At 67.2% G+C, this 24298-nt stretch carries 23 protein-coding genes and 1 pseudogene; 14 read left to right on the top strand and 10 right to left on the bottom strand.

Annotated features, from left to right (window positions below; genetic code table 11):
• Positions 1–45: 45 nt before the first annotated feature.
• The 5 genes from glmU to ACYVN4_RS00365 all read left to right on the top strand — a co-directional run bounded on the left by glmU (position 46) and on the right by ACYVN4_RS00365 (position 4362).
• Positions 46–1548 carry a bifunctional UDP-N-acetylglucosamine diphosphorylase/glucosamine-1-phosphate N-acetyltransferase GlmU gene (gene glmU / locus ACYVN4_RS00385; RefSeq protein WP_460717192.1) on the top strand — a complete coding sequence of 501 codons (1503 nt, stop codon included), beginning with the start codon at positions 46–48 and terminating at the stop codon, positions 1546–1548.
• On the top strand, positions 1545–2525 hold the full coding sequence (locus tag ACYVN4_RS00380; protein ID WP_460717191.1) for a ribose-phosphate diphosphokinase: 981 nt from the start codon (positions 1545–1547) through the stop codon (positions 2523–2525). Before glmU ends, ACYVN4_RS00380 begins: the two co-directional genes overlap by 4 nt.
• 231 nt (positions 2526–2756) lie before the next feature.
• Positions 2757–3089, top strand: coding sequence for a hypothetical protein (locus ACYVN4_RS00375; protein ID WP_460717190.1), 333 nt, complete (start codon positions 2757–2759; stop codon positions 3087–3089).
• Between the two features lie 75 nt (positions 3090–3164).
• Positions 3165–3710: a DUF4190 domain-containing protein gene (locus tag ACYVN4_RS00370; protein WP_460717189.1), complete on the top strand. Its 546-nt coding sequence runs from the start codon at positions 3165–3167 to the stop codon at positions 3708–3710.
• A 13-nt stretch (positions 3711–3723) separates the two neighbouring features.
• Positions 3724–4362, top strand: a complete 639-nt coding sequence (locus ACYVN4_RS00365; protein ID WP_460717188.1) for a DUF2461 domain-containing protein — start codon at positions 3724–3726, stop codon at positions 4360–4362.
• A gap of 89 nt (positions 4363–4451) precedes the next feature.
• Here the strand turns inward: ACYVN4_RS00365 and egtD are convergent, their stop codons facing one another.
• The 4 genes and pseudogenes from egtD to egtA form a co-directional block, all read right to left on the bottom strand.
• On the bottom strand, positions 4452–5423 hold the full coding sequence (gene egtD / locus ACYVN4_RS00360; RefSeq protein ID WP_460717187.1) for an L-histidine N(alpha)-methyltransferase: 972 nt from the start codon (positions 5421–5423) through the stop codon (positions 4452–4454).
• 805 nt (positions 5424–6228) lie between these two features.
• Positions 6229–6682 (bottom strand): annotated as a pseudogene (locus tag ACYVN4_RS00355) (class II glutamine amidotransferase domain-containing protein); the annotation flags it as partial.
• Positions 6682–8025, bottom strand: a complete 1344-nt coding sequence (gene egtB, locus ACYVN4_RS00350) for an ergothioneine biosynthesis protein EgtB (RefSeq protein ID WP_460717186.1) — start codon at positions 8023–8025, stop codon at positions 6682–6684. The pseudogene ACYVN4_RS00355 and the gene egtB, both read right to left, overlap by 1 nt.
• Before the next feature lie 133 nt (positions 8026–8158).
• Positions 8159–9598, bottom strand: coding sequence for an ergothioneine biosynthesis glutamate--cysteine ligase EgtA (gene egtA, locus ACYVN4_RS00345; protein ID WP_460717185.1), 1440 nt, complete (start codon positions 9596–9598; stop codon positions 8159–8161).
• Between the two features lie 126 nt (positions 9599–9724).
• Here egtA and ACYVN4_RS00340 point away from each other — a divergent pair, with 126 nt between their 5' ends.
• Both ACYVN4_RS00340 and ACYVN4_RS00335 read left to right on the top strand, forming a co-directional pair.
• The gene (locus ACYVN4_RS00340) at positions 9725–10897 is read left to right on the top strand and encodes an aminotransferase class V-fold PLP-dependent enzyme (protein ID WP_460717184.1); all 1173 of its coding nucleotides are present in this window, start codon (positions 9725–9727) and stop codon (positions 10895–10897) included.
• Positions 10898–11002: 105 nt separating this feature from the next.
• On the top strand, positions 11003–12649 hold the full coding sequence (locus ACYVN4_RS00335) for a fatty acyl-AMP ligase (protein ID WP_460717183.1): 1647 nt from the start codon (positions 11003–11005) through the stop codon (positions 12647–12649).
• Positions 12650–12652: 3 nt separating this feature from the next.
• On the opposite strand, the gene ACYVN4_RS00330 is transcribed toward ACYVN4_RS00335, so the two are convergent.
• Together ACYVN4_RS00330 and ACYVN4_RS00325 are read right to left on the bottom strand one after the other, a co-directional pair.
• Positions 12653–14278, bottom strand: coding sequence for a peptide chain release factor 3 (locus ACYVN4_RS00330; RefSeq protein ID WP_460717182.1), 1626 nt, complete (start codon positions 14276–14278; stop codon positions 12653–12655).
• Positions 14279–14395: 117 nt separating this feature from the next.
• Positions 14396–14959: a TetR/AcrR family transcriptional regulator gene (locus ACYVN4_RS00325; RefSeq protein WP_460717181.1), complete on the bottom strand. Its 564-nt coding sequence runs from the start codon at positions 14957–14959 to the stop codon at positions 14396–14398.
• Positions 14960–15064: 105 nt separating this feature from the next.
• Here ACYVN4_RS00325 and ACYVN4_RS00320 point away from each other — a divergent pair, with 105 nt between their 5' ends.
• Positions 15065–15727 (top strand): lysophospholipid acyltransferase family protein, encoded by a 663-nt coding sequence (locus ACYVN4_RS00320; RefSeq protein WP_460717180.1) that lies wholly within the window; start codon positions 15065–15067, stop codon positions 15725–15727.
• 70 nt (positions 15728–15797) lie between these two features.
• Here the strand turns inward: ACYVN4_RS00320 and ACYVN4_RS00315 are convergent, their stop codons facing one another.
• The gene (locus tag ACYVN4_RS00315) at positions 15798–16100 is read right to left on the bottom strand and encodes a hypothetical protein (RefSeq protein WP_460717179.1); all 303 of its coding nucleotides are present in this window, start codon (positions 16098–16100) and stop codon (positions 15798–15800) included.
• 278 nt (positions 16101–16378) lie between these two features.
• Entirely contained in the window at positions 16379–16855 is a 477-nt protein-coding gene (locus ACYVN4_RS00310) for a hypothetical protein (RefSeq protein WP_460717178.1), read from the bottom strand.
• 394 nt (positions 16856–17249) lie between these two features.
• Here ACYVN4_RS00310 and ACYVN4_RS00305 point away from each other — a divergent pair, with 394 nt between their 5' ends.
• Entirely contained in the window at positions 17250–17837 is a 588-nt protein-coding gene (locus ACYVN4_RS00305) for a 50S ribosomal protein L25/general stress protein Ctc (protein ID WP_460717177.1), read from the top strand.
• A 25-nt stretch (positions 17838–17862) separates the two neighbouring features.
• Complete coding sequence (gene pth / locus ACYVN4_RS00300) at positions 17863–18444, top strand: aminoacyl-tRNA hydrolase (RefSeq protein ID WP_460717176.1); 582 nt, start codon at positions 17863–17865, stop codon at positions 18442–18444.
• A 37-nt stretch (positions 18445–18481) separates the two neighbouring features.
• On the opposite strand, the gene ACYVN4_RS00295 is transcribed toward pth, so the two are convergent.
• The gene (locus tag ACYVN4_RS00295) at positions 18482–19003 is read right to left on the bottom strand and encodes a nuclear transport factor 2 family protein (RefSeq protein WP_460717175.1); all 522 of its coding nucleotides are present in this window, start codon (positions 19001–19003) and stop codon (positions 18482–18484) included.
• A gap of 104 nt (positions 19004–19107) precedes the next feature.
• Entirely contained in the window at positions 19108–19992 is an 885-nt protein-coding gene (locus ACYVN4_RS00290) for an Abi-alpha family protein (RefSeq protein WP_460718312.1), read from the bottom strand.
• 349 nt (positions 19993–20341) lie between these two features.
• On the opposite strand from ACYVN4_RS00290, the gene ACYVN4_RS00285 reads away from it, so the two are divergent.
• From ACYVN4_RS00285 to ACYVN4_RS00270, 4 genes are all read left to right on the top strand, one after another.
• Positions 20342–21664: a hypothetical protein gene (locus ACYVN4_RS00285; RefSeq protein WP_460717174.1), complete on the top strand. Its 1323-nt coding sequence runs from the start codon at positions 20342–20344 to the stop codon at positions 21662–21664.
• A complete protein-coding gene (locus ACYVN4_RS00280; protein WP_460717173.1) occupies positions 21655–22545 on the top strand; it encodes an Abi-alpha family protein in 891 nt (296 codons plus the stop codon). The genes ACYVN4_RS00285 and ACYVN4_RS00280 overlap by 10 nt, the downstream gene beginning before the upstream one ends.
• Before the next feature lie 672 nt (positions 22546–23217).
• A complete protein-coding gene (locus tag ACYVN4_RS00275; RefSeq protein ID WP_460717172.1) occupies positions 23218–24111 on the top strand; it encodes a helix-turn-helix domain-containing protein in 894 nt (297 codons plus the stop codon).
• Complete coding sequence (locus ACYVN4_RS00270) at positions 24101–24295, top strand: DUF397 domain-containing protein (RefSeq protein ID WP_460717171.1); 195 nt, start codon at positions 24101–24103, stop codon at positions 24293–24295. Before ACYVN4_RS00275 ends, ACYVN4_RS00270 begins: the two co-directional genes overlap by 11 nt.
• Positions 24296–24298 lie beyond the last annotated feature (3 nt).

Here is a 24298-nt window from a genome sequence, read left to right as displayed (position 1 = left end):
CACATTGCTTTCCAGCACACGATGACCGGCAGCCGAGGGAGATCCATGCCACAGCAGACCGCCGTCGTCGTTCTCGCCGCCGGAGCCGGAACCCGAATGCGGTCCAAGACACCCAAGGTGTTGCACCCGCTCGCCGGTCGAAGCATGCTCGCTCACGCGTTGCATGCCGCGCACGAGATCGATCCGACGTCGCTCATCACCGTGATCGGCCATGACCGCGAAGCGGTGGGCGACGCGGTCGGCAAGGTAGGGGCGGAACTGGGCCGCCAAATCACCCTGGCGGTGCAGGAAGAACAGCGCGGCACCGGGCACGCCGTGCAATGCGCGCTCGAGGTCATGCCCGATGATTTCGCCGGCGACGTGCTCGTCACCTACGCCGATGTGCCGCTGCTGGACGGGCACACCCTCAACGCGCTGCTCGACGAGCACCGCAGCTATTCCGACGGATCCGCCGTCACCGTACTGACTTTCGAGCCCGAGGACCCCAACGGCTACGGCCGCATCGTGCGCGACGACGAGGGTCGCATGATGGAGATCGTCGAGCACGCGGACGCCACTCCGGCGCAGGCCGCCATCACCGAGGTCAACTCCGGCGTCTACGTCTTCGACGCGGCCGTGCTGCGAATCATGATCTCGCGCATCGATACCGCCAACGCTCGCCATGAGCTCTACCTCACCGATGTGCTCAAGCTGGCCCGCGAGGCCGGGCATCCGGTGCACGGCGCGCGCCTGCTCGACCACGCCAAGGTCACCGGCGTGAACGATCGGGTGCAGCTGGCCGGGGCCGCGCGCACCCTCAACCGCTACATCCTGGAACGGCACATGCGCGCCGGGGTCACCATCATGGATCCGGGCACAACGTGGATCGACGGGAACGTGGTGATCGGCCGCGACGCCGTCATCCGCCCGGGCGTACAACTGTTGGGCGACACCGTGATCGGTGAGGACGCCGAGATCGGACCGGACTGCACGCTCACCGACGTGACCGTCGGCGACGGCGCGAAGGTGGTCCGCACGCACGGCGAGAAGGCCAATATCGGACCGGGCGCCAGCGTCGGCCCGTTCGCCTATCTGCGGCCCGGCACCTCGCTCGGCGAGAAGGGCAAGATCGGCACCTTCGTGGAAACGAAGAACGCCACGATCGGCACCGGCTCCAAGGTTCCGCACCTGACTTATGTGGGCGACGCCACCATTGGCGAATACAGCAATATCGGGGCGTCCAGCGTTTTCGTCAATTACGACGGGGTCAAGAAGCACCACACCACCGTGGGTTCGCATGTTCGCACGGGCAGCGACAATATGTTCGTCGCCCCGGTCACCGTGGGTGATGGCGCGTACTCCGGGGCGGGTACTGTACTGCGCAGAAATGTTCCACCGGGAGCGCTCGCGGTCTCGGGTGGTGCACAGCGCAACCTCGAAGGCTGGGTGCAGCGCAATCGCCCCGGCACCGATGCAGCCCGCGCGGCCGAAGTGGCCCTCGCGGAGCTCCCGGACAAACCGGGAACCACCGAGATATCCGACGAGAAAAAGGATGGCGAACGTCAGTGACCGCGTTCTCTACCGATAACCAGAAGAATCTGATGCTGTTCTCGGGGCGCGCTCATCCTGAGCTCGCCGAGGCAGTGGCCAAGGAACTCAACGTTCACGTCACTCCCCAGACCGCCCGCGACTTCGCGAACGGTGAGACCTTCGTCCGGTTCGAGGAATCGGTCCGCGGCTCCGACGCCTTCGTGCTGCAGAGCTTCCCGGCCCCGTTGAACCAGTGGGTCATGGAGCACCTCATCATGATCGACGCGCTCAAGCGTGGTTCGGCCAAGCGCATCACCTCGGTGCTGCCGTTCTACCCGTACGCCCGCCAGGACAAGAAGCACCGCGGCCGTGAGCCCATCTCGGCTCGTCTGATCGCGGATCTGCTCAAGACCGCGGGCGCGGACCGGATCATCACCATCGACCTGCACACCGATCAGATCCAGGGCTTCTTCGACGGCCCGGTCGATCACATGCACGCGCAGGTGCAGCTGGCCGAGCACATCCGCACCAACTACGACCTGTCCAACATCACGGTCGTGTCCCCCGACGCGGGCCGCGTGAAGGTCGCCGAGAAGTGGGCCAACTCGCTGGCCGACGCGCCGCTGGCGTTCATCCACAAGACCCGCGACCCGCTGGTGCCCAACCAGACCGTGTCCAACCGCGTGGTCGGTGAGGTCGAGGGCCGCACCTGCATCCTGATCGACGACATGATCGACACCGGTGGCACCATCGCCGGCGCGGTCAAGGTGCTCAAGGAGGCGGGCGCGGTCGACGTGGTCATCGCCGCCACCCACGGCATCCTGTCGCACCCGGCCGCCGAGCGTCTCGCCAACTGCGGGGCCAAGGAGGTCGTGGTCACCAACACGCTGCCGATCGACGAGGAGAAGAAGTTCCCCACGCTGACCGTGCTGTCGATCGCCCCGCTGCTGGCCATGACCATCCGCGAGGTCTTCGAAAACGGTTCCGTCACCGGCCTTTTCAACGGGAACGCATAACCCTCGTCATTCCGGCGTGCTTTTGGCCGGAATCCACACCCTGAGCATGGATCCCAGCCAAAAGCACGCTGGGATGACGGAGTAACAGCGCCCCTTCCGCACTGCGGGAGGGGCGCTTCTGTGTGAAATGGGGGTGGCAATGGATGCCCGATTCGGACAACACGCGGTAGCGTTGGACGCGGACTCGCGGTTTGCTACTGGTGCGCTGATGGCGCGGAGAGGTGGTGCCGAATGGCCGACCGGCCCGACGAGGACGACGCCCGGATCATGGACGAGGTCTTCGACACCGATCAGGTCTTCGACAGTGATGTCGACAATCTCGACTACGACCTCGGCGACGACGATCAGGAAGACGACATCCGCGAGTACGAGCGGTACATCTCCGATCCCCCCGAAGACCTGGTGATCCGCAATCGCGAGAACGAGGACACCGGGCGGCTGGGGATAGGAGCCGAACTGGATCAAGAGTGGACGCGACGCCGGCAGCGCGAGGGCAACGCGGCCGAGGACGATCGGCCCGCGGAACTCGCCGCCATGGACATCGTGGACGAACCCGGCGACTAGATCGACGCGTAGCGAGTCCAGTTCAGGGATACCCCGTACAGAGGCGTCACCACACCCGAACGAGGAGGGCGCGACATGAGCACGCCACCGAACGAACCCGGCACGCCACGCGGCGACGACGAACCGGTCGAACTATCCAAGTCCGACAGCCCGATCCCGCCGCCACCCGAGCCCACCCAGTTCAATCCCGCCGCCGCGCCACAGTATCCGGCCGGTGAGAGCTACGGAACTCCGCCCGCGAACGAGCCGTATCCCGCGTATCCGCAGGGCAACCCGCCGCCCTACCCGCAACAGTTCGGACCCGGTCAGCAGCCGCCCTACGGGCAGCAGCCGTACGGTCAGCCGCCCGCCTATGGTCAACAGCCCTACGGCCAGCCGTATCCGGGCGATCCGTACGGCGCGCCGGTGCGGTCGGGCACCCAGACCTTCTCCATCATCGGATTCGTCTGCGCGGGCGTGGCCCTGCTGCTGTGTCCGCTGATCGGCATCGTCGGCATCGTGCTCGGCGTCATCGGCAACAACAAGGGTGAACCGCTGGGTAAGTGGGCCGCCATCGCCGCCGGCGTGTGCATGGTCATCGGAATCGGTGTATCGCTGGCGGTCTTCAATTCCTCACGATGAATAATGGCTAGCCATGACCGCATTCACCGGGTTCCCGCTCGCCGGACTGGATTTCTACGAAGACCTGGAAGCCGATAACTCCAAGGCCTTCTGGAACGCCCACAAGCACGTGTGGGAGGAGTCCGTGCGGGACCCGATGAAAGCCCTTGTCGCCGAACTGGAGCCGGACTTCGGCGAGGCCAAGATGTTCCGGCCGCACCGGGACGTGCGCTTCGCCAAGGACAAGTCGCCGTACAAGAACCATCAGGGCGCGGTGGTGTACAGCGCGCAGTACTCCGGGTGGTACGTGCAGATCGGCGCGGCCGGACTGCGGGTGGCGGGCGGCATGTACGCCGCCTCGCCCGCTCAGTTGACCGCGCTGCGGGTGGCCATCGATGACGAGGTGCGCGGCACCGAACTGGAAAGGCTGATCGCGCAACTCGTCTCGGCCGGATACGGGATCGGCGGCGACAAGCTGGCCACCAAACCCAAGGGTTACGAGATCGACCACCCGCGCATCGAACTGCTGCGGCACAAATCCATTACCGCCGGAAAGGATTTCGGCGCGCCCAAGTGGCTGAGCACGCCGCGCGCCGCCAAGGAAATCCGGGCGGCCTGGGAACAGATGCGGCCACTCATCGCGTGGCTGGCCGCAGTCACCGACCAGAAGTAGACCCGCCCACGTCATTCCGGCGCGCCTTTGGCCGGAATCCACCCTTGCCGGTGTGGATCCCGGCCAAAAGCATGCCGGGATGACGAACGTCAGCGGCGCTCGGCGAGAACCAAGGCGAAGCGCTCCTCAGGATCCGTCCAGACGCGCTCGGTGGTGAAACCTGCTGCGTCCAGCTCGGATTCGAGGACCTCGCGGCGGAACTTGGCCGAGATCTCGGTGCGCAGTTGCTCACCGGCGGCGAAATCGACGGTCAGATCCAGGTCCTGGATGCGGACGGTCATGGCCTCGGTGGCTTCCAGGCGCATCTCGATCCACTCCTGCTCGGCATCCCAGATCGCCACATGCGCGAACTTCTCCGGCTCGAAGTTCGCGCCCAAGCGGGCGTTGAGCACATGCAGCACATTGCGATTGAACTCCGCGGTGACACCGGCGGCATCGTCGTAGGCGGGCACCAGCACCGCCGCGTCGATGACCAGGCCCGCGCCCAGCAGCAGTTGCTCGCCCGGCTCCAGCACATCCCTGATGCCGCCAAGGAATTCGGCGCGCTCGGCGGGCACCAGATTGCCGATGGTCCCGCCCAGGAAGGCGACCATGCGCCGCCCACCGCCGGGCAGGTTGTCCAGCGCGTCGGTGAAGTCGCTGACCACACCGTGCACGCTCAGCCCTGGGAACTCCGAGGCCACCTCGTCCGCTGCCATCCGCAAAGCGGAGATCGAAACATCCTGCGGCACATATTTCTTCAACGGACCGGCGGCGCTCAACGCGTTCAACAGCAGCCGAGTCTTGGCCGCCGATCCCGCCCCGAGCTCGACGAGCACCTCGGCCTGAGCGACCTCCGCGATCTCCCCGACCACCCGCTCCAACAGCGCCCGCTCGGTCCGCGTCGGGTAATACTCGGGCAGCTCGGTGATCTTCTCGAACAGCTCACTACCCCGAGCGTCATAGAACCACTTCGGCGGCAACCACTTCGGCTCCGCCGTGAGCCCGCGCCGCACATCCTCCCGCAGCGCGGTAGTCAAATCCTCATCGGTGAGGTGAATCTCCACAGTCGCCGTATTCATGAACCAGCCCTTCCGATCTCGATTTCCAGCGGCTCCACCGCAACCCGCCCACCAACAACCCGCACCAACTGCCGATCCCCCACCGGCCGCCACCGCGAATCGTCATCGAACGGCTCCGAAGCCACCACAACAAACCCGTCGCCCTCCAACACGGCCAACGAGTGATGCCAAGTACTCCCCCAAACCCCCGATCCATCCCCCAACAAGAGGTTCAACCGCGCCTTGGGCGACCGCGCCAACACCGCCGCACTGACCCGCCGCAACGCCTCCGCCGGCTCCATCCCACCGGTCACCGAATCCCGCGCAACGGAACCAGATCCGCCCGTTCCGGACGCAGTCGAGGAGGCGGCCGACGTGACACCCCCGCCGGTAGCGCCAAACCCGGCCTCGCCACCCTCCGATGTGGCAGCCCACCCCCACGCCCGAACCTCCGGCGGTACACCGGAAGTCGACGTAATGCTGACCGTCGACCCGAACGCCACCGCCGAACCGATGCTCTGCGCCCCTGCCCGCTTGTCAGCTCGGCCCCAGGGCACGGATCCCGCGCCGCTCGAATCCTCCGCGCTCGCACCAGAGCTCGCAGCGGTGGCAGCTTGTTGTCCCGCCCGCTGTCGCGGTTCAGCACCGTGTGGATCAGCCTGGTTCGTGAGGCGACCCGCCGATCGGGGAAGCACCTCGCCATCACCGTCGAGCAGGCCACGCATGATCACCCAGAGGGCGGCTGAATCTGTGAGGGATTCGGCCTCGAGCAGTGGGGGTGAGCCGAATTCGGCGGCCACCTCCGTGAGTACTCGCCGCCAGTCCGGGATCGCGCCGTTGTGGCTGAAGGCCCAGCGGCCGTGGGTGAAGGGGGCGCAGGCTGAGCGTTCGATCGGCATTCCCACTGTGGCCGAACGGATTGCGGCCAGGACCGCGGTGGAGCGGATCTGCGGGAGGACTTCGTCGACGGCCGGGTCGGTCCAGATCGGTGCCGCGTTGCGGTACCGGCTGACCACCGGATCGCCTGGCGTGACCGGGGTTTCGGGTGTGGCGTGCGCATCCGGGGGTGCGCCGCCGTGCCAGATGACGCCCGGGCCGCCGTCGGGGGTGGCGGCGTCGGGGTGGTGCCACCAGGCGACGCCGAAGCCGTCGGCGTTGATGGTGCCGCCGCCGCGCATTTCACGCGGGGCCCAGGATTGGGTGCGTAGGGAATGCGGGCCTCGGGTGAGGATTTCGCCTACGGGGGCGGGTGGGCCCAGGTAGGCGAGGTGGCGGCACATCAGCGTTCGTCCGGGGTCAGGTCTCTGGCCAGGCGGAAGCCGGAGAAGATTTGGCGGCGGATGGGGTGATCCCAGTTGCGGAAGGTGCCGCGGGCGGCAACCTGGTCGGCGCCGAAGGAGCCGCCGCGGAGGACTCGGTAGTCGCCGCCGTAGAAGACTTCGGAGTATTCGCGGTAGGGGAAGGCGTGGAAGCCCGGGTAGGGGTCGAAGCCGGAGGCGGTCCACTCCCAGACGTCGCCGATCAACTGGTGGACACCGGATGGCGAGGCACCGGACGGATATGCGCCGATGTCGGCCGGTTCCAGGTGGTGCTGGCCGAGATTGGCGAGCTGGTCGGTGGGATCGGTGTCGCCCCAGGGGTATCGGCGAGAGCGGCCGGTGGCGGGGTCGAAGCGGGCGGCCTTCTCCCATTCGGCCTCCGTCGGCAGGCGTTTGCCCGACCAGTTGGCGAAGGCTTCGGCCTCGAACCAGCAGACATGCACTACCGGCTGGTGCGCGCGCAGCGGCTGCATGGTGCCGAAAACCCGTCGCCACCAACGGCCGCCGCCGTCCTGCTCCCAGAACTGGGGTGCGGTCAGCCCGGCCTCGACGCGGTGCGCCCAGCCCGCCTCGGACCACAGTTCCGATCGCTCGTAGCCGCCGTCGTCGAGAAACGCGAGGTACTGCTCGTTGGTGATGGGCGCGGCATCGATCGCGAAACCGTCGACGTGCACCGGGTGGGCGGGGCGCTCGTTGTCCAGCGCCCACGGGTCGGTGTCGGTGCCCATGCTGAATTCGCCTGCGGGAATGACGACTTCACCGCTCACCCGCACCTGCGCGGGCGGGGCCGGCAGCGCGGACAGCACCGCGTCGCCGGTGCGCAGCTGATGCGTGGCGAGCATGGTCTCGTCGTGCTGCTGCTCGTGCTGAGCGATCATGCCGAAGGCGAAACCGTCCTCGACGAGGCCGTCCCCACGTAATGGGCTGTGCTCCAGCACATCCCACACCTTCTCGCGCACCGTGCCGACATACTCGCGAGCCTGCACCGGGTTCAGCAGCGGCAGCGCGGGCCGGTCGGCACGGGCGTGCTTGAACGCGTCGTAGAGCTGATCGATGTCCTGCCGCACGGGTTCCCGCCCGCCGACATCGCGCACCAGCCACAGCTCTTCCTGATTGCCGATGTGCGCGAGATCCCACACCAGCGGGCTCATGATGCGCGAGTGCTGAGCCACCAGCTCGGCCTCGTCCACGCACTCGGTCAAGCCGATGGTCCGCCGCCGGGCCCGTTCCAGGGTCTCGGCAATGCGTCCGCGCAGCGCTTCGGTCTCCGCCCGATCGCTACCCGGCAAATGCTGAACAGTCATGAGAGAACTTCCAATTCGTGAATCGGGCGCGCCGGAACCGCACCCGCCGCGCCGAAGTGTCGGATAGTGCGCAGCGGGCGCTGCCCCGGCCGATGAATCCCGCTGACGCGGGCGCTGCGGCCGAGGGGGAATGTCATGCGCCGCCCCCGGATTCGCCCTCCCCGGGCGTCGGGTAATCGCCCGCACCGGGCGGTCGGCCGCGGCGACATCGGTCGGTGGCCGCAGCCAGTTCCGCGACCGCTCGCGGGGTAGGGGCGTGCGCGGTGGCCAGCTCCAGCAGGCTCACCGCGGCGGCACGCAACTGCGGGTCGGCCAGGCCGAGGCGGGCGGCCTCCGACCAGGCGTCCGCCGTGGAAACGGCCAGAGCCGTTGCCTCCGTGACGATTTCAGGACTCGACAACAGTGCGTCGAACACGTGGATCGGGACCGACCAGCCGTCACCCGGTTGCGCGTCGAGGTAGCGGACCTCGAGGTGCCCCGCCGCGCGGACCGGCGGGAACATGGTGGTGAGGTGATAGTCCAGATCCGTGCGGTCGGGACGGCGGCCGATCTCCGCGTCGAGCGCGCCGCACAGCCAGTCGGCGAATGTCGCACCCGGCGGTGCGCTCCAATCGGCGGCATCGGGAGTCTGCGGAGCCGACCGGAGCCGATTCGGCCTGGACGCCATGGCCCGATCCAGCGGGGCCGCCGCGAGCCGATTGCGCGGGGCGGCCCCGTTCCGGGTCGACTGCGCGGGGGCCGCCCGGGGACGGACGCACAGCAGCGGCACATCCAGTGCCCAGCGCGCGTAGCCGGTGATCGGATCGGCCCGGTCCTGCAGCAGGGGCGGACGGGTGCGCAGATGGTCGAGCCGCTGCCAGGCCCGCATGCGCTGCGACGCCCACTCGCCGGGCGGCGCGGTGTGCAGATCGGGCGAGCAGGCGAAGGCGGCCAGCAGAGCGGGCCCGACCGCGTGCAGGACGTGCCAGCGGGCGGCGATCTCGGCGGGATTCGCGCCCGCGTCCACGCTCACCTGGGTGGCGGCGGTATTGCACATCATGAGTGCGCCGAAGGGGCCGATACCGGCGAAGGAACGCTCCATGGCGCGATAGCGCGGCAGCTTCAGCACGCGCGCGGGCCGCCGGACCGCGTCGGCGGCCCCGGAAAAGGTTCGGATTGCGCGGGATTCGAGCAGCTCCCGCAGGCGCATCGTGTCTGCCCGCAAGCGCTCACACAGTTCGGCGGCGGTGCCGAACGGGGCGCTGGACAGTTCGATCTGGCCGCCGGGCTCGATGGTGACCCGGCTGCCTCCCGGCAAGGGAACGGCCGGGGAATCAGGGGATATGGACCGTGGCGCATGTGGTCCGAGTGCGTCCGCGAGAACCCTGAGGTCCGGACGCGAATTCGTTGCCGAAAGTTCACCTTGCGCGGTGAGCCACTCCAGTTCGGCACCGATGAGCAGCGGTGGTCCCTGTTTGAAACAAACTTTGCCGATGTAAGCCTCGGCGGCGGCTCTCGAGGAGAACTCACCGCCCGGCTCCGATGCGGCCAGGCCACTGTGCAGCACATCGGTCGGTGACGCCGTGACAGCCATTGCCAACCTCCGTCTGATGCGGATCGCCGATGCAGGGGACGCACGGCGACCCAAACCAGGGTAACGAGTGGGGGTGACAAGAAATCTGACGAAATGGAGAACACACCAACCGATATGGTCGTTCGTATGCTCGATATCGCGGCGTTGCGGGCCGAAACCCCCGGTTGTGAAAATCAGGTTTTTCTCGATAGCGCGGGCTCCTCGCTCCCGCCGAATGTGGTCCTCGACGCCACCATCGACCATCTGCGCCGCGAGGCCGAGATCGGTGGCTACCGGGCGGCGAATGAACGCATCGACGACCTGCACGGCGTCAAGACGGCCATTGCCGAACTGCTGAACGCGGATCCCGGGGCGATCGCCCTCAGTGACAGCGCCAGCCGCTCATGGAGCGATTTCTTCTATTCGATCCCGCTCGCCCCGGGCGATCGCATCCTGATCTCCGGCGCCGACTACGGCAGCAATGCCATCGCCGCCCTGCAGCGCGCCCGGCAGACCGGGGCCACCGTCGAGGCAATTCCCAGCGACTCCAGCGGCCAACTCGACCTCGACGCGCTCGACGCCATGATCGACGAACGCGTGAAACTGGTGTCGCTGGTACATGTTCCGACCAACGGCGGACTGGTGAACCCGGTCGCCGAGGCCGCCCGCATCGTGCACCGGGTGGGCGCGCTGGCCCTGCTGGACGCCTGCCAGTCGGCCGGGCAGCTGCCGCTCGATGTCGCCGAACTCGAGGTGGACGCGCTCTCGGCCACCGGACGCAAATGGCTGCGCGGCCCGCGCGGCACCGGCTTCCTCTACGTCCGCCCCGAACTGGCCCTGAGCCTGGAACCCACCCGCCTGGACCTGCACAGCGCCGAGTGGACCGCGCCCGACGACTACGTGCTCTCCCCCGACGCCAGCCGCTTCGAATTCTGGGAATGCAGTGTCGCCGCCCGCCTCGGCCTGGGCGCGGCCGTGCGCTACCTGCTCGAGCTGGGTCCGGCGCAGGTCTACGCCGCCATCGCCGAGCGCGCCGAGTACCTGCGCAAGGAACTGCAGGAGATCCCGGGCGTGGATGTGCGCGACCGTGGCACCCAGCACGCGGGCATCGTGTCCTTCACCATCGACGGGCTGGAGCCGATCCGGGTCAAGGAGCGGCTGGCCGCCGAGTCGATCACCGTGACGGCCAGCTTCCGCAGTTCCACCCTGCTGGATATGTCCGCGCGCGAACTGAACTCGGTGGTGCGGGCCTCCCCGCATGCCTTCGTCAGCTTCGAGGACCTCGATCGCTTCGTCGGTGCCGTCAGGACCCTCGCATAGCCGTCAGAACCCTCGCATAACCGGCCGCATAACTCCGAAACGGTTAACAGGGCTCACTCCACGCGAGATATTGGAGATGCTGGTTACGCGTTTGAGGAGTCGATCGTGAGCCGCTTCACCGAAGAGATGTACGCGACTGCCCGGGCGTCCCTGCGGGGGCTGGTGACCGGCGAACCGGATACCCCGGTGCGGCACACCTGGGGCGAAATCCATGACACCGCATGCCGAATGGCGGGCGGGCTGGCCGCCGCCGGGATCGGCCCGGGCGACGCGGTCGGCGTGCTCGCGGGCATGCCGGTCGATATCGCGCCCGCCTGCCAGGCGGTCTGGATGCGCGGGGCCGCCATCACCATGCTGCATCAGCCGACGCCGCGCACCGATCTGCAGGTGTGGACCCGCGACACCGAGACGGTGCTCGGCATGATCGAGGCGCGGGCGGTGATCCTGGGCGAGCCGTTCATGATCGCGGAACCGCTGCTGCGCGAACGCGGCATCACGGTCATCACCATCGACGCCATGCGCGACGGCGAACCCGTCGAGCCGGTGCCGACCGGCGAGGACGCGATCGCCCTGCAGCAGTTGACATCCGGCTCCACCGGCTCCCCCAAGGCCGTGCGGATCACGCACGGCAACTTCTATGTCAACGCCTACGCCATGTTCGATCGGGTGAAATTCCAGCTCGACGACGACGTGATGATCAGCTGGCTGCCACTGTTCCACGACATGGGCATGGTCGGATTCCTCAGCGTCCCCATGCAATTCGGCGCGGAAGTGGTGTGCGTGACGCCGCTGGACTTCCTGACCCGGCCCATCCTGTGGGCCGAACTCATCTCGAAGTATCGCGGAACCGTCACCGCCGCACCGAACTTCGCCTACTCGCTGCTGGCCCGCCGCCTGCGCAATGCCGCGGACGGCACGCTCGATCTGAGCAGCGTGCGCTACATGTGGAACGGCGCGGAACCCGTCGACGCCGACACAATGGACACCCTCGCCGAGGCCGGAAAACGCTTCGGCCTCAACCCGATGGCGTTGACGCCGGTCTACGGTATGGCCGAAACCACGCTGGCCGTGTCGATTCCCGACCCGGGCCTGGGGCAGGTCCTCGACACCGTCGACGCCGATCTGCTCGAAGCCCTCGGCAAGGCGGTGCCGGTGCGCGATCCCGAACACCATCACGGCGGTGTGCGGCGGCTGCCGACGCTGGGCTATCTGGTCGACAATCTGGAGGGCCGCGTCGTCGACGCGGAGCATCGGCCGCTGCCGACCCGCAGCGTCGGCGTCATCGAATTGCGCGGCCCCGCGGTCACTTCCGGCTATGTGACGGTCGACGGCTTCCGCCCCGCGCAGGACCCGGAGGGCTGGCTGGACACCGGCGATATCGGCTATCTCACCGAGGACGGCCTGGTCGTCGTCTGCGGCCGCATCAAGGACGTCATCATCATGGCGGGCCGCAATATCTTCCCGACCGATATCGAGCGGGCGGCCTTGCGGGTCAAGGGCGTTCGCCCCGGCAATGCGGTCGCCGTCCGCCTGGACGCGGGTCAGAAGCGGGAAAGCTTCGCCGTCGTCGTCGAATCCAACGATCACCAGGATCCGGACGAGGTGCGCCGCATCGAGCACGACATCGTGCACGCCGTGTTCTCGGAGGTCGGGGTCCGCCCCCGCAGCGTCACCGTGCTGGGGCCGGGCGCACTGCCCAAGACCTCCTCGGGCAAGCTGCGCCGCTCCGCGACCGCGACGCAGCTGTCCTGAACGCTATTCCGTTCCGGCAACCAGCAATTCGAGGGTCAGCTTCGGCATTTCCTTGGTGATGTACTGCAACCGCCACTTGTCGCTGAACAACGCCAGGATCGCGCCGTCGGTGCGGGTGAAGACCTCGACACCGCGCTGACGGCTGAGCTCCTCGGCCGATTCGGCATCGGTGCGCCGCGCCAGCTGGTAGGGCAGATGATCGAGCTGCGTCTCGACATTGAACTCGGATTGCATTCGGGCCGTGACGACTTCGAACTGCATGGGGCCGACCGCCGCCAGCACCGGCGACTGCTCACCGCGGGCGTCGTTGCGCAGCACCTGCACCACGCCCTCGGAGTCGAGCTGATCCATGGCCTTGCGGAACTGCTTGTACTTGTCGGCGGTCTTGGCGCGCAGTGAGGCGAAGTGCTCGGGTGCGAAGGACGGGATCGGCGGGAACTCGACCTTCTTGTCCACGAACAGCGTGTGGCCCGGGGCCAGCGCGGTCGCGTTGACCAGACCGACCACATCGCCCGGGTAGGCGGTGTCGACGGTGGTGCGCTCGCGGCCGAACACGGTCAGCGCGTACTTGGTGGCGAAGGGCCGCCCGGTCTGCGCGTGCGTCACGACCATGCCGCGCTCGAACTCGCCGGACACGATGCGCATGAAGGCCAGCCGGTCGCGGTGCGCGGTGTCCATGCCCGCCTGCACCTTGAAGATGACGGCGCTGAACGGCGCGGTGGTCTCGCGCTCGGTGCCTTTCACATCCTTGCGGGAGCGCGGCGGCGGCGCGAGTTCGACCAGCGTCTCGAGGATCTGGCGCACGCCGAAGTTCAGCATGGCCGAGGCGTAGATGACCGGCGAGGTGTGCCCGGCCAGGAACAGTTCCTGATCGTGGTCCTGCCCGGCGGCGGAAAGCAGTTCGCTCTCCTCGGCGGCGGTGGTCCACACGTCGCCTTCGCGCTCGGCGGCCTGCTCGGGCGTGAAGTGCTCTTCGGGAGCGATGGTCGCGCCACCCGCGGTACGGGTGAAGTGGATGTAGTCGGTGGGCACGCCCTCTTCGCCGCGCCGCATCAGACCGCGGAAGTCACCCGCGATGCCGACGGGCAGGAACAACGGGGTCGGCGTCAGGCCGATGCGCTCGATGATCTCGTCGAGCAGTTCCAGCGGGGCCTGACCCGGCCGGTCCCACTTGTTGATGACGGTGATGACCGGGATGCCACGATCGCGCGCGACCTGGAAGAGCTTGAGCGTCTGCGGTTCCAGACCCTTGGCGGCGTCGATGAGCATGACCGCCGCGTCGACCGCGGTCAGCACGCGGTAGGTGTCCTCGGAGAAGTCGGAGTGGCCGGGGGTGTCGACGAGGTTGATGACACAGTCGCCGTACTCGAACTGCAGGGCCGTGGAGCTGACGGAGATGCCGCGCGCCTTCTCCATCTCCATCCAGTCGGAGACGGTGGACTTGCGTCCGGCCTTGCCGTGGATGGCACCGGCCTCGGAGATCTTCTTCGCGTGTAGCGCGAGCGCCTCGGTCAGGGTGGATTTACCGGCGTCCGGGTGCGAGATCACCGCGAAGGTGCGCCGCCGCGCCGCCTCGTCGGCCAGCCGCCCGGAGGTAGCTGAGGTCGCGCTGGCAGTCGGGGAACTCAACGGGGACTCCTTTTGTGCGGACGAGGCAACCGCACCAGGGTACGCGACCGGCCCGTGCGCCCGACCGGCAGGTTCAGGCTGTGCTGCCCCGATGTCCAGGCTGTGCTGCCTCGATGTTCAGGCCGGGCTGCCCAGGTATTGAGCGATGGCGCGGGCGATGAGGGCGAGCAGGTCGGCCTCGGGCGCGACGGCCTCGAGGCTGCGGTTGGCGGCCAGGACGGCCAGCCCGTGCAGGTTGGTCCACAGGCACATGGCGCGTTCCCCGGTCGGGTCGGGCACACAGTCGGCGACCAGCACGCGCCAGTGCCGGAACAGCGGCAGCGACACCGATTCACGGAGGTTCTCGCCGGAGCCCTCCAGCAGGTCGTGCCGGAACATCAGGGTGAACATCTCGGGGCGGCGCAGCGCGAAGGTGACGTAGGCCAGGGCCGTGCGGTCCAGTTGCGCGCGTGGCGTTTTCGCGCGGACCGCTTCGATGTCGGCGCGCAGATCCGCGTACCCGCGCGCGGCGATGGCGGCCAGCAGCGCATTGTGCGTCGGGAAGTAGCGGCGTGGAGCGCCGTGCGAGACACCCGCTTCGCGCGCGATGGCGCGCAGTCCCAATTGTCCGGCACCGGTCTGCTCGAGCATGTCGACGCCCGCGGCGACCAACCGTTCCCGCAGTGGCTCAACCGAAGTCATGCCTCACATTCTCACGGCAAGGGTAGACATCGTCTACTCGGGTGCGGTAGACAGGGTGAACGTAACCGTAGACACTGTCTACCGCGCCGCTCGGGAGGGCTTTTCATGTGGTACTGGCTGCTGAAGCACGTGCTGGTCGGACCGGTACTGAGACTGCTCGGCAGGCCGAAGATCGAAGGACTGCAGCATGTTCCGGCGCAGGGGCCGGTCATCATCGCGGCAAACCATCTGGCCGTGGTGGATTCGCTCTACCTGTGCCTGGTGCTGCGCCGCAAGGTCACCTTCATCGCCAAGCAGGAGTACTTCACCGAGGGCGGCTTCCGCGGCCGGATCAATCGCTTCGTCATGAACGCCACCGGCCAGGTGCCGGTGGACCGCAGCGGCGGCGGCGCGGGATCGGATTCACTCACCGCGGCTGTGCACATTCTGGAGTCGGGCGGCATCTGGGGCATCCATCCCGAGGGCACGCGCTCACCCGACGGCCGCATCTATCGCGGGCGGACCGGTGCCATCCGGGTGGCCATGCAGACCGGCGCTCCGGTCATCCCGGTCGTCTTGTCCGGCACCGATCGGGTCAATCCGCGCGATCGGCGCTTCCTGCGCCCGGCCCAGGTGCGCATCTCCTTCGGCCGCCCCCGCTATTTCCTGCCCGCCGATCAGCAGGCCGTGCGCCTGGCCACCGATGAATTGATGGCCGATATCGTGCGTCGCTCCGGCCGCCCCTATGTCGATTGCTACGCAGCCACTTTCAAGGCAAACGCCGCGTAAAACATGCGGCGTAGAACAGAAAACGGCCGGTTGTTCGGCCCCGAGCTCCGAACAACCGGCCGTCGAGCTGTCAGCTGACAGCGGCACCGGTTCCGCTGGAGGTGGCGCCCTGTCCGGCGCCGAGGCCGCCCAGGAGGCCGCCGAGCAGGGTGCCCAGGCTGCTGCTGGAGCTGCCGGTGCCGGACGGCGACGGGGTCGGCTTGGGGGTGGGCGTCGGGGTGGGGGTCGGGGTCGGCCCGCAGTCGTTGGTGGCGATGGCGGCGATGCCGCCGTCCTGGCCCACGACATCCGCGGAGGCGATCGGGGCGGCGATACTGACGGCGATGGCGGCGATGCCCACCGCGCCCAGACCGTAGCGGCGAATGCTCTTCATACACAGTTCCTTACATTCAGACCGGCCGCCGGGAGCCGATCACAGTGCCCGCACCAGAAGCGGATCGTGCCGTCGAGGAGGGGGACCGACGGCGCGCAATTTCCTTGTTGTGCAGGGCGTTCCCTCCCGCGGGGAACTTGTGAAACAGTAATACTTCAGAGTATTCGGGACAAGGTTTTCACAGAGATCCATGCAAAAGAAAACGGCCGCCATTCGGACTCGCTATGGAATCCGAACGATCGGCCGTTTTCGGTCGGACGCCAGGCGACCGAAAGTGCTCAGCTGACCCGCGAATTCGCGCTGGAGCCACTGAACATTCCGGACAAGCCGGACAGGATCGGGACGATGGAGCTCGCGCTGCCGGAGTCCGTCGAGGTCGAGGCCGCGGCGACGGTGACATCCACCGGGCCGAGGGTGAGGCCCTGGCTGGCGGCGTTCACGGTGACCGAGATGTGGTGCGCGCCCGCGGCGGACGGGGTCCAGTAGATCGCGGCCGAGGTGCTGGTACCGGCCGGGGTGGCGGTGCCGAGCGACACGGTCTGGCCGCCGACGGTGTCGAAGATGTTCGCGGTGGTGCTGGGCGAACCGGTGACGACGGTGATGGTGTAGGTCTGGCCCACCGTGTAGGAGCTACCCGAAACGGTCAGACCGCTGGCGGTCGTATCCGCCGCGGCGAACGGGGCGGTGAAGGCGACGGAGGCGGAGAGGGCGGCGATGCCGGCGGCGCTCACACCGATGCTGCGGATGTTCGTCATGCAACTGTTCCTTACTCGGAAGACGGACACGTCTTCACGGGCTTTTCCTTATGATGCAAAGCATTCCCCCGGAGTCGGGCCATGCGAAAAGCCAGTTTGTCAGAATCTTGGTCCGTCGGCCGGGAAACCCGGGACAAATCCCCGAGAATCCGCTACGGCAACCGCCCTCGAAGGGGGTACGGCAGGACCGTTTCCACCGCGTGTTAGAGTCTTCAGGTTGTCTCGGCGAGGGTGCGGCACCCCAAACTGCCCACCGTGATCGACGCGGCTCGGCCCATTCGGCCGTCCATGTTGGTTCTTCGTCGACGAGCAGACCAACCTTTGCCAGGGCGGCCCAGTCGCCTGGCGACAAGCTGACATTACAGCCCGGACGAGCCGTAGGGAGTAGACAATCATGTCCGACGCCAACCTTCTCGAAGCCACTGTTCGCACCGAGTTCGGCAAGGGCGCTGCCCGCCGTACCCGCCGCGACGGCAATGTGCCGGCCGTGCTCTACGGCCACAACGAGGAGCCGCAGCACCTGTCCGTGAACGCCCAGGCGTTCGCCGCCATCCTGCGTGAGCACGGCACCAACGCCGTGCTGAACCTGGACATCGCCGGCAAGAAGCAGCTGGCGCTGACCAAGTCGGTCGTGGTCCACCCGATCCGCCGCTACATCGAGCACGCCGACCTGCTGATCGTGCGTCGTGGCGAGAAGGTCACCGCCGACGTGAGCATCGTCCTGACCGGCGACGCCGCCTCCGGCACCCTGGTCCAGCAGGACACCATCGTGCTGTCCATCGAGGCCGACGCCCTGTCCATCCCCGAGTCCATCGAGATCTCCATCGAGGGCATCGAGGCCGGCACCCAGATCCTGGCCGGCACCATCGCGCTGCCGAAGGGCGTCACCCTGGCGGGCGATCCCGAGGCCCTGATCGTGAACATCGTCGCGGCCCCGTCCGCCGCCTCCGAGGATGCTGCCGAAGAGGCCGCCGCGGAGTAACTCCCTACTCCCGTAACGGTTTTCGATGACCGAGGCAACTGCCGGTCCCGCGCTCGTGGTCGGTCTGGGTAATCCCGGATCCGAATACGAGCGCACCCGGCACAATGTCGGTTTCATGGTCGCCGATGTGCTCGCGGAGCGCGTCGGCGGCCGTTTCACCGTGCACAAGAAGTCCGGCGCGGATCTGCTCGAGGCCCGCCTGGACGGTCGCAAGGTGCTGCTGGCCAAGCCGCGCACCTACATGAACCTGTCCGGGCGGCCCGTCGCGGCGCTGGCCAAATTCTTCTCCGTGCCCGCCACCGAGGTGATCGTCGTGCACGACGAGCTCGACCTCCCCTTCGGCCAGATCCGCCTCAAGCGCGGCGGCGGCGAGGGCGGACACAACGGGCTGCGTTCCATCTCGCAGGCCCTCACCACCAAGGACTATCTGCGCGTCCGTTTCGGCATCGGCCGCCCGCCGGGGCGTCAGGATCCCGCGGACTATGTCCTCAAGCCCTTCTCCGCGCCGGAACGCAAAGAAGTTCCGGTGATCGTCGAGCAGACCGCGGACGCGGTCGAACTGTTGCTGCGCGTCGGCCTCGAGCCCGCGCAGAACCAATTGCACTGAGCCGCAGTCACATTCCGGTCTGCCCAGTGAGTTCCGGTCAGCCGAGCGTGCCCGACCCGTCGCTGCTGGGGTCCATGCGCGGCGTGTCGGCCGGGTCGCGGGCGATGAGGCCCCAGCGGCTCGAGGTCAGGCGCAGGCTCGGTAGGTCCGAGAGCGAGAGCACGACCTCGTAGGTGCGCTCGTACCCGGTGTGCGCGATCCGCCATTGACCGTCATCGCACAGCACGTAGCGGTCGGTATAGAAGGCCGCGCCGCGCAACAGCATGTTGTGGCCCGGGATCAAGACGGTGTCGGCCAGGTACCAGGTGCCGGTCGCCTCGTTGCCGTCCACGTCGATTTCCGGGTGGTCGCAACGATGTTCGGTGATGACGTGCGGTCCCAGCGTGTTGCGCATGAAGGCCAGGAAGGCGTCGCGCGATTCGAACTGGAGGTACTCGCTGTAGGTGGCGGTGGCCTCCGGAATCATGGTGTCGGCGAACTCGTCCCACGTCTTGGTGTCCAGCGCACGTAGGTAGCGGAACTTCAGCCGGCTGATCGCCGCGACCGCATCGGGATCCATAACATCCACAATCCCATCAGGTGAAGGAAACCTTCAGGGATCGGCACGGATTTGTACCGGATCGCTATCAGCCCGGTACCGAACGCCTCCGCGAGTTCCGGGGGTCAGCCGTTGATGCTGAAGCAGGTGCTGCAGAAGTCCTCGCCGAACTCCGTCAGGCGCAGGCTCTTTCGCACGATCTTGGGCACCCGACCGGCCTTCTTCAGCGCCTGCTCGACCACCGGCTGCACCTCGAGCACCATGTAGCGCGACAGCACCACCGGATCCTCCGACGTGGTGGTCAGGCCCAGGCGGTTGAGGTTGATCAGGTAGTGCCGGGCGCGGTCCGGGTAGCGGACGCCGGACTGCTCGGGCACCGAGGTCAGATCGCCCGCGACCAGTTCGGAGCCGATGCCCAGCGGCCGGTTGGTGCGCACGTCGACCGCCGGTTGCGGGCCCTGCAACGCCATGAAGCGCAGGATGCGGGCCTCGTCGGGGGCGAGCTGATCGAGGATGCGGTCGTAGGCCGGGTGCACGTCCTCGGTGAAATAAACGTCGGCCGAGCGAGCCAGCAGCGCATCGCCGCGGCGACGCAGTTCGTCGGTGGTGGCCGAGCGCAGCAGCGCCCCGTTGGTGATGGCCTGCTGCGGCGCGCCCATGGGAGTCGGTACGTAGCTGACAATCTCGCGCACCGAACCCTCGGTGACGCCGAGCGCGCTGCGCGCGATGGACCGCAGCGCGGCCCCGGTGCGCTCCGCGATATCGGCCGAGGATTCGCCGTCCAGCGCGGCCTGGGTCAACTGCTTGGTGATCTCGAAGCTGGTGCCGACCGCCCACTCGGTCCCCCGCACCGCGGTGCCGACCGCCAGTCCGGCCGCTCGGAACGCCCCTCGGATCAGGCGGGCCTCATTGCTGATCTGCCGCTGCTCCACGTCCGAACTGCGTTCCACGGCACGAGGTCCCGGACGGGCCACGTCCTGCCCCGGGATCCTGTCTTCCGCCACGTCCATCTCCGAATATCGCCAGGTGAACACAATCGTCCACAGATTATTGCCCCCGACGGACCTTCAGGCACCTTGAACCTGCGAGTCAGACGAAGGCTACCCCAGTCCATGTTCGTCAACTAACGACGCGCATGACCCCCAACACCCCAAGCACAAGGCACGATATGGATGTGGCCCCCGCCATTCTCGTGGTCCCATCGAGAGGAAGGAACATCCTGCCCGGACACTGTGACCGAGATCTCCGACTCAGACACTCCGCCGCTGGACTCCCTTCCTTAATAGCCAGTAAGGTCCGAATCGCCGATGGGGTAGTCAACGCCGACGGCGGTGCGTTGCGGGTCGGCAGGAGGGTGTCGTGCTAGAGAGTGTCTTTGGGGTACATCCGACCATCCTCATGGAATTGATCACCATCCCGTTGTTCACGGGCGTGATCGGCTACATCACCAACTGGACCGGCGTACTGATGCTGTTCAAGCCGATCCGGTTCCACGGGTTCCGGCTGCCCGGTCTGGCGGCGGTTTTTCCGTTCCTGCCCAAGCGGATTCAGGTGCTGCCGCTGCTGCAGTACGACGGGCGTATCGGCTGGCAGGGGATCGTGCCGTCGCGCGCGGACAAGATGGCCAGCATCGCGGTGGACAAGGGGCTCGCGAAACTCGGTAGCGTCGCGGATTTCTATCGGGAACTCGAACCCGACAAGCTCGCTGAACATTTTGTTGAAATTGCGGACCTCCAGATTCGCGACATTGTCGAGGACATCCTCAAACGCGAACATCCGCAGCTCTGGTACAACCTCCCGACCGGGGTCCGGGAGATGATCCACAGCCGGGTGAAGGAACAGCTGCCCGATATTCTGCGCGAACTCACCGATGAACTCGGCAAGAACATCGATCAACTACTCGACGTGAAGTCGATGACCATCCGCTACTTCCAGGCGCGGCCGCAGATGCTGAACTCGGTGTTCCAGGTGCTGGGCGCCAAGGAACTGCGATTCATGCAGAACTTCGGCTTCTACTTCGGCGCGCCCATGGGTCTGGTATTGGTAGCGATCCTGCATTTCACCGGTTGGTCGTCGCTGGTGGTGCTGCCGGTCGGCGGAGTGATCATCGGCTGGGTGGTCAACTGGATCGGCATCAACCTGATCTTCGAACCGGCCTACCCGAAGTGGTGGTGCCCGTGGCGGCAGGGTCTGCTGATCAAGCGGCAGGACGAGATCACCGAGGGGTACGCGGCGCTGGTGGCCAGCGAGATCATGACCGTGGCCAATATCGGTGACGAGCTGCTCAACGGGCCGCGCGCCGACCGCACCATGCAGATGCTGCAGGACACCCTCAAGCCCGCCGCCGACCGAGCGCTCGGCCCGGCCAAGTCGGTGGTCAAGTTCGCCCTCGGCAACCGCGAATACGACTCGCTGCAGGACTCGTTCACCTCCGAGGCGATGACCATCGCGCCCATCGCCTTCGCCGACCCGGCGTTCAACGCCCAGCAGGGGCGGCAGGTGCAGGAGTACATCGCCAAACAAATGTCGGCGCTGTCCCCGCCGGAGTTCGTGGACATGCTGCGATCGGCCATCAAACAAGATGAATGGCTTTTGTTCGTCCATGGCGGCGCGCTGGGGCTCTTCGCCGGTTACGCTCACCTCCTGATCTTCGGAACAGGAGTGGCGAGCGCATGGCTATAACCGAATCCGGCAGCGGCGACGACGATCTCGACGAGATCGGCACCGAAATCGCCGTCCGTGACGGCGCTGACCTCGTGGTTCGCGAACAGTCCGCGCTGCCGGTGCCGGTGTCCCCCAACGACAAACGCGCATCCGCGGGTCCGGTGCGCGCGACCGCGGGTGTGGTCGCGGTCGCGATGTCCGCCGCGGTCGAGGCGAGCTTCTGGAGTCTGCACACCGCACTCGGGGTCACCTCGGTGGTGCTGCGCGGCAGCATGGCCGGGCAGCCGCCGCGCACGATCCTGTCCGAAGCCGGTGCGCAGGTGCGGCATTCGGTGCGTCAAGCCCTCGGTGTCACCGCGGGCGAGGCCGTCGACGCCACCGCGTCCGAGCCCAGCCCCACCAGCGTCCTGCGTGCCCGCGGTGCCGAATTGCTCCGTCGCTCCGCCGATTTCCACGCCGAGGACGACAACCACCACCACACCGCCTACGCCCGCATCCTGGGCGAGCTCGCACCCGACGAGGCACGCATCGTGCGCTACCTCTATCTGGACGGCCCCCAGCCCGCAGTCGAGGTCCGCACCGGAAGAACTTCCTACCGAGGCACTTTCAATCTCCTCGGCGAAGACGCCGCCCTGCGCTACCCCAACCGCATCGACGACTACGTCACCAACCTCGACCGCCTCGGCCTCATCCACCTCACCCGCGAGGCCCTAGGCAACCCCAACCGCTACCAACTCCTGGAAGCCCTCCCCGAAGTCCGCCGCCTTCTCAAGCGCGCCAGCTTCGGCACCAAGGTCCTCTACCGCACCATCGAACTGAGCTCCTTCGGAGCAGGTTTCGTCCGCACCTGCCTCCCGGTCCCCACCCTCGACGCCCAAGCCCTCGAACAGCACGGGTAGACATCCGGGGCGTCAGCGAAAGCGGCGCGACTTCACGGCCAGGGCCAAGCGGCCGCGGTGTGTAATGCGCCAGCGGCCGGGAAGATGACTCGCGGTAATCAAGCCCCGAGATCGCAGGTGGACCAGCGCATTCCGAGTACGCCAACCGGTCAGGTTCGACACTTGCCGGATTTGAGCGGGAGTAAGGATGTGGTCGGGCGCGAGCGCATCCAACACCGCCACCTCGGCTGGAGTCATGCTCGGTGCGTTGGCATGAGGCGGTGTCGCCCAGATGGATACCCACTCGGGTTCGGGACTTCCACGTAACCGCCGCCGATGATCGTCAGGCGGAGGGTAGGGAGGTCGGCTGGGCCGAGCTGGGTACGGAATCCCCACCAGGACCAGAGGATCACGCCGCCGCAGAGGATGGCGATCGAAAGCAGTGCCCATGAGTCCCACGCCATTACGACCACCCCCGCTGGGACCGAGACGCTGTTCGAGAGTTGAGTTGCATGGCGTCGCCTCCTCGATCGGTGATGACGCCAGGGTCGTCGCGACGGTGGGTCGTGGTGCCGTGCCTCGCGGAACCCGGAAAATCCCTGCGAATCCCCAGCTCCCGTCCCGCTCCGGACCTAACGTATTTCCCAGGATGGGAAAAACCCGGGGCCGTGGCGGACCAAGGGAGGGCAGGCCATGTCCGATGACACCGGCGTTGGGTCGACGTTGCCGCGGCGCCAGCTCGGCCGCGCGCTCAGGGAGGCCCGCGAAGGTCTGGGACTCACCCTCGAGCAGGCCGCGAAGCATATGGAGTGGGGCAAATCCACGCTCGGGCGGATGGAGAAGGGGCAGGCCGAGCGGGTACGCACCCGTGAGGTGAACGGACTGTGCCAGCTTTACGGGCTCTCCGACGAGCGGACCGAGGTGCTGAAGGCCCTTGCCTCCCAGGCGAGCACGCGATCCTGGTGGTATCCGTTCGCGGATTTGATCGCGGCCGGGTTCAATGTCTATCTCGGGCTGGAGGCCGAGGCGGCGTGCCTGTCCTTCTATCAACCCCTGGTAATGCCGGGGCTACTCCAAACCGCGGCGTACGCACGGGCTTTGGACACCGCTTACTTCCCTGACGACAGCCCCGCCGAGAGCGACCGTCGCATCGAACTCCGAACCCGGCGGCAGGCGATCCTGCGACGCCCGCGCAATCCCGCCCTCGCGAATGTCGTACTGCACGAGTCCGTGATCCGGACGGTCGTCGGCTCGCCGAAGATCATGACCGCACAGCTGAGGCGGCTGGCCGACCTGGGGACCGCCGACAATATCGCCGTGCGGGTGCTGCCGTTCCGCTCCGGACTGCCACTCGGAGTCGGCATGGCCCCGTTCGTGATCCTCGACTTCGCGCCCGACGCGCGAGGAAGCGCGGAGCCGACGGTTGTGTTCGCCGAGAACTACACCGGCGGAATGTACTTCGAGGAGCACAACGACGTCGATCGGTACCGTGGGGCGCATCGGGCACTCACGGATTCGGCGCTCGATCCGGAATCCAGCCGGATGCTACTGCGAGAAGCTGCGAGGAGATTCGACAGTGAACGATGAACTGGCTCTAGCGAATTGGTTCAAGTCAAGCTACTCCGGCGGAGGTCAGGAATGCGTCGAGGTCGCGTTCCTGGGCGCGGCCAGTGTCGGGGTGCGGGATTCGAAGGATCCCGCCGGCCCCGCACTCGTGTTCTCGGGTGAACAGTGGGACCACTTCCTGAGCAGCGGAGTCTGGGCGCGCTGACAT

It is taken from the genome of Nocardia heshunensis (assembly GCF_054782115.1).
This window is presented reverse-complemented; position numbering and strand designations above follow the sequence as displayed.